General features: G+C 43.8%; 12 protein-coding genes. 10 read left to right on the forward strand and 2 right to left on the reverse strand.

Annotation, left to right across the window (positions count from 1 at the left end):
• Positions 1-14 precede the first annotated feature (14 nt).
• The 3 genes from truA (at position 15) to BMZ93_RS04295 (ending at position 2001) form a co-directional block, all read left to right on the forward strand.
• Entirely contained in the window at positions 15-797 is a 783-nt protein-coding gene (truA, locus tag BMZ93_RS04285) for a tRNA pseudouridine(38-40) synthase TruA (protein WP_091502528.1), read from the forward strand.
• Between the two features lie 12 nt (positions 798-809).
• Entirely contained in the window at positions 810-1220 is a 411-nt protein-coding gene (locus tag BMZ93_RS04290) for a pyridoxamine 5'-phosphate oxidase family protein (protein WP_091502530.1), read from the forward strand.
• 121 nt (positions 1221-1341) lie between these two features.
• Entirely contained in the window at positions 1342-2001 is a 660-nt protein-coding gene (locus BMZ93_RS04295; RefSeq protein WP_091502532.1) for a CPBP family glutamic-type intramembrane protease, read from the forward strand.
• A 524-nt stretch (positions 2002-2525) separates the two neighbouring features.
• On the opposite strand, the gene BMZ93_RS04300 is transcribed toward BMZ93_RS04295, so the two are convergent.
• Entirely contained in the window at positions 2526-3836 is a 1311-nt protein-coding gene (locus tag BMZ93_RS04300; protein ID WP_091502534.1) for an LPXTG cell wall anchor domain-containing protein, read from the reverse strand.
• A 162-nt stretch (positions 3837-3998) separates the two neighbouring features.
• The gene (locus BMZ93_RS04305) at positions 3999-5249 is read right to left on the reverse strand and encodes a collagen binding domain-containing protein (RefSeq protein ID WP_091502536.1); all 1251 of its coding nucleotides are present in this window, start codon (positions 5247-5249) and stop codon (positions 3999-4001) included.
• A gap of 368 nt (positions 5250-5617) precedes the next feature.
• On the opposite strand from BMZ93_RS04305, the gene rplM reads away from it, so the two are divergent.
• From rplM to BMZ93_RS04340, 7 genes are all read left to right on the forward strand, one after another.
• Positions 5618-6061, forward strand: coding sequence for a 50S ribosomal protein L13 (rplM, locus tag BMZ93_RS04310; RefSeq protein WP_091502537.1), 444 nt, complete (start codon positions 5618-5620; stop codon positions 6059-6061).
• A gap of 17 nt (positions 6062-6078) precedes the next feature.
• On the forward strand, positions 6079-6474 hold the full coding sequence (rpsI, locus tag BMZ93_RS04315; RefSeq protein WP_091502539.1) for a 30S ribosomal protein S9: 396 nt from the start codon (positions 6079-6081) through the stop codon (positions 6472-6474).
• A 205-nt stretch (positions 6475-6679) separates the two neighbouring features.
• Positions 6680-7771 (forward strand): zinc ribbon domain-containing protein, encoded by a 1092-nt coding sequence (locus tag BMZ93_RS04320; RefSeq protein WP_091502541.1) that lies wholly within the window; start codon positions 6680-6682, stop codon positions 7769-7771.
• A gap of 210 nt (positions 7772-7981) precedes the next feature.
• Positions 7982-9283 (forward strand): Fic family protein, encoded by a 1302-nt coding sequence (locus tag BMZ93_RS04325; protein WP_091502542.1) that lies wholly within the window; start codon positions 7982-7984, stop codon positions 9281-9283.
• Positions 9284-9656: 373 nt separating this feature from the next.
• The gene (locus tag BMZ93_RS04330) at positions 9657-10637 is read left to right on the forward strand and encodes a hypothetical protein (RefSeq protein WP_091502544.1); all 981 of its coding nucleotides are present in this window, start codon (positions 9657-9659) and stop codon (positions 10635-10637) included.
• A 185-nt stretch (positions 10638-10822) separates the two neighbouring features.
• Positions 10823-11725 (forward strand): hypothetical protein, encoded by a 903-nt coding sequence (locus BMZ93_RS04335; RefSeq protein ID WP_091502546.1) that lies wholly within the window; start codon positions 10823-10825, stop codon positions 11723-11725.
• Positions 11726-11729: 4 nt separating this feature from the next.
• A complete protein-coding gene (locus BMZ93_RS04340) occupies positions 11730-13175 on the forward strand; it encodes a zinc ribbon domain-containing protein (RefSeq protein ID WP_091502548.1) in 1446 nt (481 codons plus the stop codon).
• Positions 13176-13334: the final 159 nt, after the last annotated feature.

A 13334-nucleotide genomic window follows, 5' to 3' on the forward strand; every position in this document is an offset into this window, starting at 1 on the left:
AAGGAGGCAACGCCATGCCACGTTACCGTGCAGTTGTTGCCTACGATGGCTCGGACTTTCTGGGCTTTCAAGTTCAATCGAAAAACGGCGTTGAGCGCCACCGAACGGTGCAAGGGGAACTCATCAAAGCCGTCAACCAGATGGGGAAGAATCCAGCCGAACGAATCAAAGTCGTCGGTGCTTCCCGCACCGACACCGGTGTTCATGCCAACGGTCAGGTTATTCACTTTGACTTGCCCTATGACATTCCGGGTGAAGGGGTTCGTAAGGGGCTCAACACCATTCTGCCCCGTGACATCCTGATTCACGAGGTCCGTCAGGTGGACGATGACTTTCACGCCCGCTTCTCCTCCCACAATAAGCGCTACTACTACCGGGTTTCGACCCAGGACTATGTCGATCCCTTCAAGCGTCGTTATACTGGCCACTTCCATTGGAAGTTGGATGCCGCCCGTATCGAACAGGCACTGCCGGACCTAATTGGCGAGCAGGACTTCACGACTTTTGCAGCATCAGGAAATCAAACGGCCACAAACGTCCGGACCATTACTAGGGCGGAAGTGCAGGTTAAAGAAGACGAGCATGAACTGGTCTTCACCTTTGAGGGGAACGCTTTCCTATACAATCAGATTCGCATCATGGTCGGCGTCCTCCTCGAAATTGGGACCGGTCGTCGGGAGCCTGACTGTATTCCAGGGCTGATTGCTGCTAAGGACCGTGAAAAAGCACGGTACACGGCACCAGCTGCTGGTTTATATTTGGACCACATTGACTATAATGGAAGTAGCGATATCTAAAAGGAGAGTGTTATGACTTTATTTGAAGAGTACGCCCAGGCCGCACGCGGTCTGCTCTACGTTGCCACTGAAAAGGACGGCCAGCCCAGCCTACGTATCATGGGCTTTGGCTTGGACCCTGAGCATCCCAACCACTGGTACCTAGTGAGTCAGCCTAATACGGGTAAGATGGCCGACTTGAAGGCCAACGACAAGGTGGCTATCATGACGGTCATGAACGAGAACGGGGCCCGCATCGAGTCAAACCGTGCGACGTTGAAACCTTCCGATAAAGTCTGGGACGACGTAAAGGATTTCTTTACCAACCCTGTCTTCCATAAGAACCATCCACACCCCGAAGAGGAAGTGCTACTTGAGTTGACGATTCATGCGGCTCGCTTGGCATCCTACGCAGGGAACGAAGTGATGACTTTTGAAGCATAAAATAAATAGAAAAAAGCGGGGTTTTAGCCTCGCTTTTTATTTTGATTACAAATAGGACTTGGCCGATTCAATGGAATTCTGGTATAAAGAAAGGAGCGAATACTAAAGAAGGAGAGCTTTTATGAACATTAAGAGTCGGCACCTAAACCGTTTCCCAGTGATCATTATCCTACTGGTTGTTTTGGCATTGGATTTAAAGCAAAACTGGTTTGGACAATTTAGCCATTTGGATACTTTCGTCATTGGCCTCATTTTACTTGGTACTTTTTATGATAAAAAGACGATTAAAAGGATTTTTCAGCCGATGCAAGAATCCGGCTGGCTCGTTTTTTTCTTCTTTTTAATCAATTATATTTTTGACGTTTTATGGCGACTGTTTAGCTTTTCTTTGGGCGTAAAGCAAGAAGAGCTCGGCCATAGCTTTGATCAATTTTTTAATAGCCAACACAGCCTGTGGCAGTTAATCTTTGTGAACGGCCGTTTTCTTTTCTCAGCCGTCAACGAGGAACTGGTCATGATACCGATTCTGCTGGTTCTTTATCAGGCATTTGGTAGGGGGAAAGCAGCCTTTTACGGTGCCAGTCTTATAGTGGCTGTTGGTTTTGCGCTACTACACTTTTCGGCCTACCAGATGGCCTTTTGGATTTTTGTACCACTCTTTGTGAGTCGACTCATATTGAATCAAGTTTTTTGGCTGGCAAAGTCTATTCGCGCGAGTATGTACTTGCACTTTGTGCTGGATGCCCTTCAAGTTCTGATTCTATTAGCCGGCTCTAATTAATACAATACATTTATTTAAATATTGTATATTATATCCATTATATTTAATATTTTAAATAATTTTCTTGCTCAATTACCACTAATCATGGTATAAATAGGCGAGAACAAATTACCTTTTACTCTCACCAAACGGATTGGTCACTAGCGCTGAGTAATTGTCGAGCATTCTTTGGCGCTTCCTTGAAACTCTCTCAAAGTGCTAATTGAGCATTGGCGTGATGATCCAGTGGGTTATTAGCAACTCCGGCTATAGACCTGTTCGACTTTGTGGGATGAGTTACTTAGTAGTTGGTACTTTCTGTTTGGGGAATCGTTATGATGTATTTCTCTTACAACCGACCCTACTCCTAAACTTGTCTTGTTGTAAGCATAGGATTCCTGAGAATAACGGGGAAACTTGTTCTCGCAATAAATCGGCGCTGTTTCAGCGTCGGTTTTCTTTATCAAAATAAAAGCAAACAAAAAAAGAAGCAACTCTTTTTCAGAGTTACTTCTTTTTTAGCTTTGCGCTACTTGAACAAGTGATTAGTACTTACGGGTTAGTACAAAGGCACCTGTTGCAGCAACGAATGTCAAAGCCAAACCTGTCAACAAGACTGGACGAGCAGTTGCACCAGTTGCAGGCAAGACAGCGTTGCTCTTCTTTGTAGAAGGCTTTACTGTGTTGTTTGAGCTAGATCCATCAGTTGAGTTAGAACTCTTTGGTGTATCAGCGCTTGGTGTAACGTTGTTGTTTGATGGTGTGTTACCACCATTGTTGTTGGCTGGTGTGTTGTTTCCGCCGTTATTGTTGTTTCCACCACCGTTGTTGTTTGAAGGTGTGTTACCACCACCACCGGCGTTTCCACCACCAGCATACTTAGCGGTCCAAACGGTAAGGTCTTGGTGATAGTTGTTTGTACCATCTACGTGAATATTGTTACCGTATTCTTCGTTTGTTTTACCACCGTCAGTTAAACGACTGTAGTAGTAAATCAAGTAGGTATCGTCAATGTTACCAAGGTTAAGATGGAACTTCGTATCTGAATCCATCACAATCTTGTCGCTGACATTGCCCAAGGTAGTGAAGCGATCACTACCATCGGCATAGTAGGAAACCTTAAGCGCAACGAATGGATGAGTTGCAGTGTTCTCAAGCTTTTGGTTAGCAGCTAATTGATCGGTTACTACGGCATTATCAATGTGTTCTTTGGCAACGTTGACACGAACGGTCCAGTCAACCAAGGTTGGATCGTCCTTGTCATACCAACCAAACTTGGCTAACTTTTCATCTTTACCAGGTCCGTTATCAGGGTTAATATTTACAATAATTTGTCCAGGCTTTGTGTGGTCACTGTCTGGAAGGTTCCAGTAAATCGTTGTTGGAGTATTTACTGGAACAACTGACATATTCCAATTGCAGGCCACAAACAAGTTACCTGAGTAGTCACCGTTTGCATTAGCAGCAATGGCGTTATCCTTCATGATAACATGGACGTGGTTGTTTGATGGGTCAGCTGTCGCTGTTCCCACAACGGCTCCACTACTGTCCGTGATATTAAAGGTTAAACCATTGGCCATTGAGAACTGACTTGGTAGAACAGCATCAAAGCTGTTGTTGCTAGCACTCAAAGAGCCCTTTGGAATCTTGAACGTATAATCAACACGCAGTGAATCGTGTTGATCATAATTTGTTGTTGCGTTTGGATTAGTCAAGTCCTTTAGCTCGGCGCTCGTAATCCATTGATTATCGTTCGCGGATGCTTGGATATTTTGACTACATGCGATGGCACCCATCGTTAGGACAGCCAAAATAAGGAAGAATAGGCGTTGACGATTTAATTTCTTAATCATCATCTCATCTCCTTCGGTTCCATTCTAACACTTTATATTAAAAATGTTTCAATTTTGTGAGAAATATGTCTGGAATTCTCTTTTATTTTTAAAACTTTTGAGTAAAAGAAAAAGGGACAAGTCACTTTCGTGAGTTGTCGCCTTTTATTTTTTTATCGAGTTGTTTTACTTCTTATTTGACATCTTGTAGAGGCCAAACGAAGCGACGACTGCAATCAAGCTAATTGATAACCAGGAAGCAGCAGTTTTGGCTGTTTGAGGAAGGGGCTGTGCTTTAGCGTTTGAAGAAGTACCAGACTGTGCCTGTGAGCCGTTTGAATTGTTCGAATTCTCCGGCGTGGCAGGGGTGGCCGGTGTTGGTGTGCTTGGTACAGCCGGTGTATTTGGCACGTCTGGTGTACTTGGTGTATCGCCACCACCGTGGTAGTCGGCATTACCGCCAGCTGAGTAGCTAGGTGAATCCACATAGTGTGATTCGGTCTTGATATTGTCACCGGTCAAAGTCGCGGTATTACCGTAAACCTTTTGTGCACCACCGTCAGTCAACTGTGATTCATAGTAGATGAGGTAAGTGTCATCGATATCACCCAATCGACCATGGAAAGTCGTGTCGCTATCCTTCACGAAAGTGGCGGGATCAATGGTTGCCAAGGTATCAAAGTTCGTTCCATCTTCATGGTACTTGACCTTGATAATCTTGAAGGTTCCAATGAGCTTCTGGTTTGCCGCCAAAACATCCTTTACAACCGCATTATCAATGTGCGTGCGTGAATAATTAACACGGACACACCAGTGCAGGTAGGTTGGGTTTTGGGGATCGTACCAAGACCACTTCTTGAGCTTTTCATCAGAATCCGGCGTGGTAGCTGGGTTCACAATGACAGTGTCACTGTTTGGTTTTGTACCGTCGTTATCAGGTAAGTTCCAATCAATGACGGTCTTCTTCTTCACGTTGACCTTGTCCAAATTCCAATGGAGTGTAATGTTGAAAGAACCCTCGATTGAATTTTTCGTACTCATGGAAATGGCCAAATCCGTGTAGTGAATGGTGATGCGGCGAGTGGCTGAATCGGTTGTTCCCTCTGCAACGACTTTGCCATCCTTATCCTTAATCTCAAAGGTAAAGTTGGACAAAATGTTGAACTGCTCAGGCAGTACAACGGAACTGTCACGGTTCCCTTCGGTAATCGCTCCCTGAGGGATTTTGAATCCGTAGGTCACCTTCATGTTGTCGGTTGGCCCATAGGGCTGTGTGTTGTTATTTGAAGTGTCTTCTAAGCTGGCACTTGTAATCCACTGGTTATCGCTGTTGGCTGCTGAAATCTGTTTGTTTTGACTGAGCCCCCATACGGTCAGAGTAAGGGCGGCCAGAACAAGGAGAAGCAGCTGGCGGAATGATACCTTATTTTTAATCATAATTTTTCTCCTAAAGTGATATTGTACTCCCTATTTAGAAAATATTTCAAATTTATTCCAAAATCCTTAGTAGCCTTGTAGCAGGGAAAAGTCCGGCTGCTGGTTTTGACTTTTATAGGACCCCCTAAAAAACGGGTGCATATAATAGAAGAAAAGTTTGCGATTCTATTCCAAAAGTCTTAACTTAAAAGATATTAACAAATGGTAAAAAAGCCCAGCAAAAACTGCTTTTTTCATTGACAGGGGCCCCTATATTTTATATACTGAACATCGGTATTGTTTACCTCACGATAAGCCCCGGAAACTTATTGTAACCGTTCGAGAAGGAACGCTCGAACATTGTAAACAACTAATTAAAGGAGCGCGCTATGCGTACAACATTTTTAGCAAAGCCAGGCGAAATCGAAAAGAAGTGGTACATCATTGATGCAAAGGACGTCGTATTAGGACGTTTGTCAACTGTTGTTGCTGCAATTTTGCGTGGTAAGAACAAGCCAACTTTCACACCAAACGTTGACATGGGTGATAACGTTATCATCATCAACGCTTCAGAAGTGAAGTTTACTGGTAAGAAGGCAACGGACAAGATTTACTACCATCACTCAAACCACCCAGGTGGCTTGAAGGAACGTACTGCTGGTAACTACCGTCAATACGATTCTGAAAAGTTGTTGGAATTGTCAATCAAGGGTATGTTGCCTAAGACTACTTTGGGTCGCAAGCAAGGTTTGAACCTCCACGTTTACGCTGGAGCAGATCACAACCATGCTGCACAAAAGCCTGAAGTGCTTGACATCAACAAGTTAGTTTAAGAAAGGAGACCAAGAATATGACTGAATCAGCTCAATATCGTGGAACCGGTCGTCGTAAGAACTCAGTTGCCCGTGTACGTTTGGTACCCGGAACTGGCGCAATTACGATGAATGGTAAGTCTATCGAAGACTACATTCCTTTCCCTAACTTGCGTGAAGTTGTTTTGCAACCATTTAACGCTACTGATACGTTGGGTAACTACGACGTACTTGTTAACGTTAACGGTGGTGGATTCTCAGGACAAGCTGGTGCAACTCGTCACGGTATCGCCCGTGCCTTGTTGACTGTTGACCCTGACTTCCGTACTGCATTGAAGCAAGCTGGTCTTTTGACTCGTGACGCTCGTATGAAGGAACGTAAGAAGCCAGGTCTTAAGAAGGCCCGTAAGGCATCACAGTTCTCAAAGCGTTAATCTACGGATTATCTCTTTACAAAAAGCTCGCATTCGCGGGCTTTTTTTGTGTCTAAAAATGATTAAGGCGCAGGGAATGCTAACGAACGGGTCCAGAAAAATCGTCAGCAGGTGTCAGCATTTTTCCGGAGCATGTGTTATGCTTTTACAAGATATTCGCACTTCGCATCTTTAAAAGAAATGAATTTTACGGGGTTACCTTTTTATGAATCAACAGGAATGGCGTGCTGCCTTCAAACAAGAAAACGGTCGCGAACCATCATTTGATGAGTTTAAGATGGCCAAGGAACAGGGCTTTCCAACGCCCATCGTGAACTACGATGCCATGCCGGATGGTGTGCAGGAGCAATCGGCAGCGATGCCAGCTCGACAGCAGGTCAAGAAGGCCAAGAAAAAGAAGGGCAAGCTAGTATTCATCATTATCATTTTGTCGCTAGCTGCCGGCTACTTCTATGGCGCTCACTACTATTCTTACAGTGAATCCCTGGACCGGGCGACGGTGACTTTACAAGACCGCGACAGTGATCAGTTGAAGAAGGTGGCGGTCTGGGCTAGCTCGAATAAGAGCCTATCATCAAAGGAAGCCAGCACCTTGGCGGACGACCTGAAGGATGCGGATTACAGCAAGAGTAAGATTCGCTCCCTACTCGATGATTCGAACAGCGATTTGACTCTTAAGAAAGTCGGTCAGAAGTTCGTCATCTTCCCTGATTACAAGGTGGTTTTGTCCTCTTCTTATAAGGACCGGACGAGTGGCGACTCTTCTTCGTCCGATTCCGACTCCGATTCATCCTCCTCATCGAAAGATAGCTCGGATGAGCTTGATAACGTGGATACCGATATTTCTGGCAGTGATATTACCTCAACCGTTTCGGACATGGAACAAGCGGTGAACGAGGATTCCCACGTTGATGGTGATACAAAAGACAATAGTAATAGTGAATTGTCGTTGATTTTTGAAAAGGGAAAGAAGAACAAGGCTTATACGACAATGATTAAGCTGCTTCAGGATGGTAAGAAAGTCGCAATTGACGGCCGTACGCCGGATGCCGTTGGCTTTTCAAACTACGCTGCTAAGGACTATAAGCAAACCGGTAAGTTAACCGCTGATGCTAATTTCGAAGTAGTGGTTGAATCGGACTACTTGCCAAGTGGGGATGTTCATACCTCTGGTTCCGTTGTGCAAACTTACCTAGTAAAAAGTAAGATGAAGTACGATGCTAGTTCTGGTCGTTGGCTCATTGTCAGCATCGACCCCAACCTTCAAAAAACAGACGAAAAGAATGGTGTGAATTAAATTGCGATTAGTAAGAGACGCTCCGGTCAGGGAGCGTCTTTTTTGTTGGTGAAATTTTGTAGAAAAAAGGTTTTATCTTTGAAGTTAAGGATGGATATGTTAAAAAAGTGACGGATTTTGCCATTACCCATCTTGCAAGTGGGCTCTTTATGACAATATCGCTATTATTTGTATAAAGACGAGTACTGGAAATGGAAATAAGGAGATTCTATGGCAAAATATCAGTCATTATTAAAGATGAAGTATAACGGCCGGGGAAGAACGTTGTCCGATAACGAAATTCACCAAGAGTATCAGAGACGTTACCAGTCTTGGTCTGCCCATCGAACGGAAATGTTTCCAGTCCTGAATAACTATCGAAACCGTTATGATCAAAGCCAACGTTATCCACTCTTTTATACGTTGACAAAGAAAATGGAGAGTCTACTGACTGATTTTGGGGATAACTCCTTGGAAATCAAGGAGTTAATCCAGTATTTACCGGTGATTGCTCAACAAACCTACATCCGACAAAACTTAGTTGAAGAAATCTATCGGTCAAATGAAATTGAGGGAGTGAAAACAAACCGCTATGAATTGAACACGATTGCCAGTGAATTGGTAGAAGGGACTGGTCCAGTCAAAAGGGGGCGACGTTTATTGTCAACGGTTCTTCTCTACCTAGACAGTATTGAGGGTCGACCAATTTCAATTCATGAGACGACGGATTATCGAACACTGTACGATGAGTTGCTCCGGGGTGAGATTCCAGAAGAAAGCCAACCAGATGGTCGACTTTTTCGAAACAGCGAAGTCTACGTGGGTTCCGCAACACAGGTTCGGCACGTGCCAGTCAGCTCAGAAGGTGAGATTGAACAGGGGTTATCTTCATTGATTGATTATATGAAAGAGGATAAATCTTTTCCTGTCATCAAGGGGATTGTCAGTCATTTTATTTTTGAAAACGTTCATCCCTTTTTGGACGGTAACGGTCGAATAGGCAGGTACTTACTGTCTGCTTACCTATCCGAACAAGTCGATATGTATACGGGGATGGCGATTTCTTCCGCCATTTTCTTTGAACGAAGCCGTTACTACACGCTATTTAAAGAAGCGGGCGATGTATTAAATTTTGCTGATTTAACCATGTTTATTGAAGGCTTATTAGCGATTATTGTGTCAGGTCAGGAACGAGTCATCACAGATTTAAAACAGCGGAAACAGGAGTTAGAGGAAGCAAGGAAAAAGTTAATGATGAAAATGCAATCGTATTTTCAAAACTGGACTTTATCGGATTGTGAAGAAGAGTTCGTTGCGGGAATCTTATCCCTTCTTTTGCAGTCTCAGATGTTTGAAAACGACTTTAATCAAGGACTGAAGCTACAAAAGATTGTGACACGATTGAAGAAGGACTATCGTTTTCCGGAAGTGCAGGTTCGGCGCATCTGTCACTTTCTCGAAGAGAAGGGGCTACTGATTCGACAGCAAAACCGTCCCGTCCGTTATACATTGGCCGATGATTTGCATTCATGATGCCGGAGGGGATGTGCTAGACTATTATTAGTAGAAAAAGAAATTAGGTAAAGAATAGCATGAGATTAATCAATCGAATCGTCAATGACTGCAAACAAATTCGTCCACTAACTTGGATTATTGTGGTCATTTTATTGGTGGCCATTATTGCCATTGCGCCATCAGCACTTAAGGGTTAATTAAGTACAGAGCCTGCTTAGATAGCAGGCTTTTTTATTTTTCAACAACGTTCACTTATTTCGATTGAAATCATTTAAATAAGTAGGAAAATACGTAATTTGCACGTAAAAAGAGCCAATAATTTAATAAATGACCGTTTTTGTGGTAGACTTTTCACTGTTTATAGAGCTTTTATGAAAGCAGAGGAGAGAACATGACAAGTAAGAAAGATTGGGAAGACTATTTCGAACTATTGAACGGTCGAAAGCCAACCCCTGATGAAGTTGCAGCAGCCTTACAAAAGGGTGAATTTGAAGCGGAGCAACCAGCAGCACAGGTTAGCCAGCCACAAGCGCAAGTTAGTCAGGCACAGCCATCACAAGCAGCGGCAGCACCAACCGCAGCAGCACCAGCTGCTAACCAAGAAGGCAAGTTTAAGGGCTTCTTGGCCTGGTATAAGGATGCGCTTTTGCATCCAGTGAATGCAGCTAGCCGAGCAGAGCAGCCACACTTTGGCTATGCCATCATTTCTTATTTGATTACGGTGCTTTTGTCAGCTGGTATCTTCTGGAACATCACTCGCCGTATCTTTGCCTGGGCGAAGGAACAGCAGGGAGCGGATACTTCACTGATTAACAAGATTTCTGATCAAGTGACATCGCCAATCTTTACAACCTTCTTTATTACCTTTATCTTTTTGTTCTTAGTGGCTTTGCCAGGACTATTCCTGACAGCTAAAAATGGTAAGGGATTCAAGAACCTTTGTGCTGACTACCTGTCATGGTTCCCAGCCATCTCATTGATTGCCTTGATTGGCTTTGTTTATTCATACATTGCTGCCATGCCATCGACTAGCGAATGGGAAAACATGTTGGAATCCGCCTTCGAAAACGGTAACTTCACACCATTGATGAACGGTATTTCAAGCGTGCTTCTTACCATCTTGCCTTTGATTGCCATCCCATCTTTCGCCATCGGTTTGACCTACTATAAGGCCTTCCAAATGGTCATCGAAGCCCGCATCCAGGGACAAAAGTTTGATGCCTTTTGGTGGTTCATCATCCAAATCGTGATTACAGTTGTGATTACGATGATTGTGATGGCTGTTATCGTGGACCCACAGTTTAGTTCTTTGGGTAATAAGATTGCCAACACGATTTCGAATGCGACATCATCAAGTTCATACTCGTACTAATTATTAGAATCATTCGATTTTATTTAGAAAAAGCCGGTCAGACCGGCTTTTTTACTGCCCTAAAAGTTAAGCTTTCATAAAAAGTCGAACAATTGGCCTAAAATGTCGGTTATATTTTTAATAAAACTCTGATAAGTGGTACAATTTTAACTGTTATTTAATATAAATGAAATAGGAGAGAAGATATGTCAACTCGTAAAGAATGGGAAGAATATTTCCAAGCTGTTAACGACCGCATGCCAAATGATGCGGAAGTAGCAGAAGCCTTGCAAAAGGGTGAATTCCAAGAAGCTACAACAGCACAAGCAGCACCTGCACAGGAAACTGCTCAACCAGCTCAAGCTGCACAGGCACAACAAGCACAACCAAACGAAAAGGTTGAAGAATTCAAGAAGCAAGCCGGTAACTACTTTGCTTGGTTCAAGGAACGTGCGATGGCACCAACAAAGTTCATGAACGATGAAAAGCCAAACAAGATGTTCTTGTGGATTTCATTTGCATTGGCTGTTATTTTTGCAGCTTTGACACCATGGAACTACTTGCGCCGTGTCTTGGATCAATTGAACAGCCAATCAGGTGGTGCTAGTTCATCAACTAAGTCAGCGATGAGCTCATTCTTGAACTCAACATTCATCGATTCTGCTTTGATTAGCATTGTTCTTTTCTTGGCTGCCTTCGTTGGAATGGCCATTTTGTTGAACAAGAAAGAAAACTTCCAAGTGATGTTGAACAAGTACTTGGTGATCTTCCCAGCCGCTACTGTTTTGACTTTCATCGGCTTCTTGTACTCATTCTTTGCAAGCACACCATCATTGTCAGACTACAGCGCCTTCAAGTCAGCAATCGATGACCCAATGTCATTTAACATGTCAATTGCAGGTATCGTTGTCTTCGTCATTACAATGATCGTTGCCTTCCAATTCATCCAAAAGAACTTGGCTTCAAACCAGAAGATGGACATCATCTGGTGGCAGTTGCTTCAATTTGTTATCACTGCCGTTGTCTTTGTTGTTTTGGTAAGCTGCGTCTTCCAACCAATGTTGGACTCAGCTGCCACAACATTCATGAAGTCATCAATCTGGTACTAATACCATGACGCAACAAGAATGGCTCGACGCCTTTAAAAGTCAAAATGGTCGTGAACCTTCGCTTGACGAATTCAAGCAAGCAAAGCAAAATGGTTTTGCCTTGTCTCAACCAGCTCAATCGGTTTCGCCTCAAAACGAACTAAAGAACTGGGTCGCCCAATTCGAAAAGCAATATAACCGTAAGCCTTCATTCGACGAAGTGAAGCAACGTCGTTTCTTGGGGGATGCTAAGCCATCGCAGCCTACTCAGCCTGTTCAAGCTCAGCAGCCAACTCAAGCAACACAACCAGTACAGACTCAGCAACCTGTACAACCACGCCGTCAAAAGTCTGCTCAACAAGCGACACCGGCAACGCCACACCGGAATCAGAAGAAGTCTGGTAAGGGTAAGAAGTGGGGTGTTCGCTCATTGATTATCATCATCGTGCTCTTGGGTGCTGGCTACTTCTTTGGCCAGAACTACTACTCATACGATTCATCAATGGATCGTGCCGCCACAATGTTGAACAGCCACAGCTTGGACAAGTATAGCAAGAACGTAGTTTGGGCGGATAACGAGAAGAAGTTGACTGGTAGTGAAGCGGCTCCATTGGCTGACCTCATGAAGTCAAGCAAGTACAACAGCAAGTCCGATGTGAAGGACTTGTTGAAGTCAAACGCCTACGGCGTTCAGTTGAAGAAGTCTGGTAAGAAGTTCCTAATCTTTGACGACTACAAGGTGGTTGTTCGTCCAGTGACGGTTAAGGTTTATACCGACCAATCTGGATTAACAGTGAAGGCCAACGGTAAAGTCTTGGACAACGACTCGGATTCAGACAGCGTGATTACGGTTAAGCACCAAGCACCTGGACTCTACGAGTTTACAGCATCTGGTACATCAGACGGTGACTCATACAAGGGTACAGACAGCGAACAATTGGGTGATAGCTCAACTGCCCGTGTCTACATCTACACTGAGAAGTCATCATCTAGTTCATCTTCTTCATCAAAGAACAAGATGACGAAGGATGATGCCACAGAAACCCTTCAATCAATGGCTTCTTTGCTTTCATCAATCGGTGCAAGCAGCGACTCAGATAGCTCAAGTTCAACGACCGCATCAGACGTCTTCACGGACGGTTCTGATAACAAGGCCTACACGGACTTCACTGAGATGATTAAGAACAACAAGACGACGTCAAAGCGTACGGCTGATTCCATTAACTTCGGTTCAATCGACGTTCAAGACGTGAAGTCAACTGGTAAGAAGACAGCGGATGCTACCTTCAAGATGCAAGAAGACTTCAACTACACGGCAGACACTGATCCTGACAAGCACACTTCTGGAACATTGACGCAGGTATTCTTGCTCAAGGCCCACATGAAGTATGACAAGGACGCTGGTAAGTGGTTGATTGATAGCATCGATTCTAATCAACAGAAGATTTCTGAACAAGACAATACCAAGTAATTGATATTTCTTAAATATAAAAATCCCCCTCTCCGGGGGATTTTTTATTTTTGTTAAATCTTCATTCGAGATAATCGAGATTTTGTCGAAACACCTTTGACATATTCCAAATAAAGGTGCAAAATAAAGTTAGAAAAAGGGTTGTCCTAGCCTAGTGCT

Origin of the sequence: Fructobacillus durionis, from assembly GCF_900112405.1 — a bacterium.
Taxonomy (GTDB): Bacteria; Bacillota; Bacilli; order Lactobacillales; family Lactobacillaceae; genus Fructobacillus; species Fructobacillus durionis.

Coding starts and splice junctions, on each gene's coding strand:
- truA (WP_091502528.1), top strand. CDS start 15: ATGCCACGTTACCGTGCAGTTGTTGCCTACGATGGCTCGGACTTTCTG.
- BMZ93_RS04290 (WP_091502530.1), top strand. CDS start 810: ATGACTTTATTTGAAGAGTACGCCCAGGCCGCACGCGGTCTGCTCTAC.
- BMZ93_RS04295 (WP_091502532.1), top strand. CDS start 1,342: ATGAACATTAAGAGTCGGCACCTAAACCGTTTCCCAGTGATCATTATC.
- BMZ93_RS04300 (WP_091502534.1), bottom strand. CDS start 3,836: ATGATGATTAAGAAATTAAATCGTCAACGCCTATTCTTCCTTATTTTG.
- BMZ93_RS04305 (WP_091502536.1), bottom strand. CDS start 5,249: ATGATTAAAAATAAGGTATCATTCCGCCAGCTGCTTCTCCTTGTTCTG.
- rplM (WP_091502537.1), top strand. CDS start 5,618: ATGCGTACAACATTTTTAGCAAAGCCAGGCGAAATCGAAAAGAAGTGG.
- rpsI (WP_091502539.1), top strand. CDS start 6,079: ATGACTGAATCAGCTCAATATCGTGGAACCGGTCGTCGTAAGAACTCA.
- BMZ93_RS04320 (WP_091502541.1), top strand. CDS start 6,680: ATGAATCAACAGGAATGGCGTGCTGCCTTCAAACAAGAAAACGGTCGC.
- BMZ93_RS04325 (WP_091502542.1), top strand. CDS start 7,982: ATGGCAAAATATCAGTCATTATTAAAGATGAAGTATAACGGCCGGGGA.
- BMZ93_RS04330 (WP_091502544.1), top strand. CDS start 9,657: ATGACAAGTAAGAAAGATTGGGAAGACTATTTCGAACTATTGAACGGT.
- BMZ93_RS04335 (WP_091502546.1), top strand. CDS start 10,823: ATGTCAACTCGTAAAGAATGGGAAGAATATTTCCAAGCTGTTAACGAC.
- BMZ93_RS04340 (WP_091502548.1), top strand. CDS start 11,730: ATGACGCAACAAGAATGGCTCGACGCCTTTAAAAGTCAAAATGGTCGT.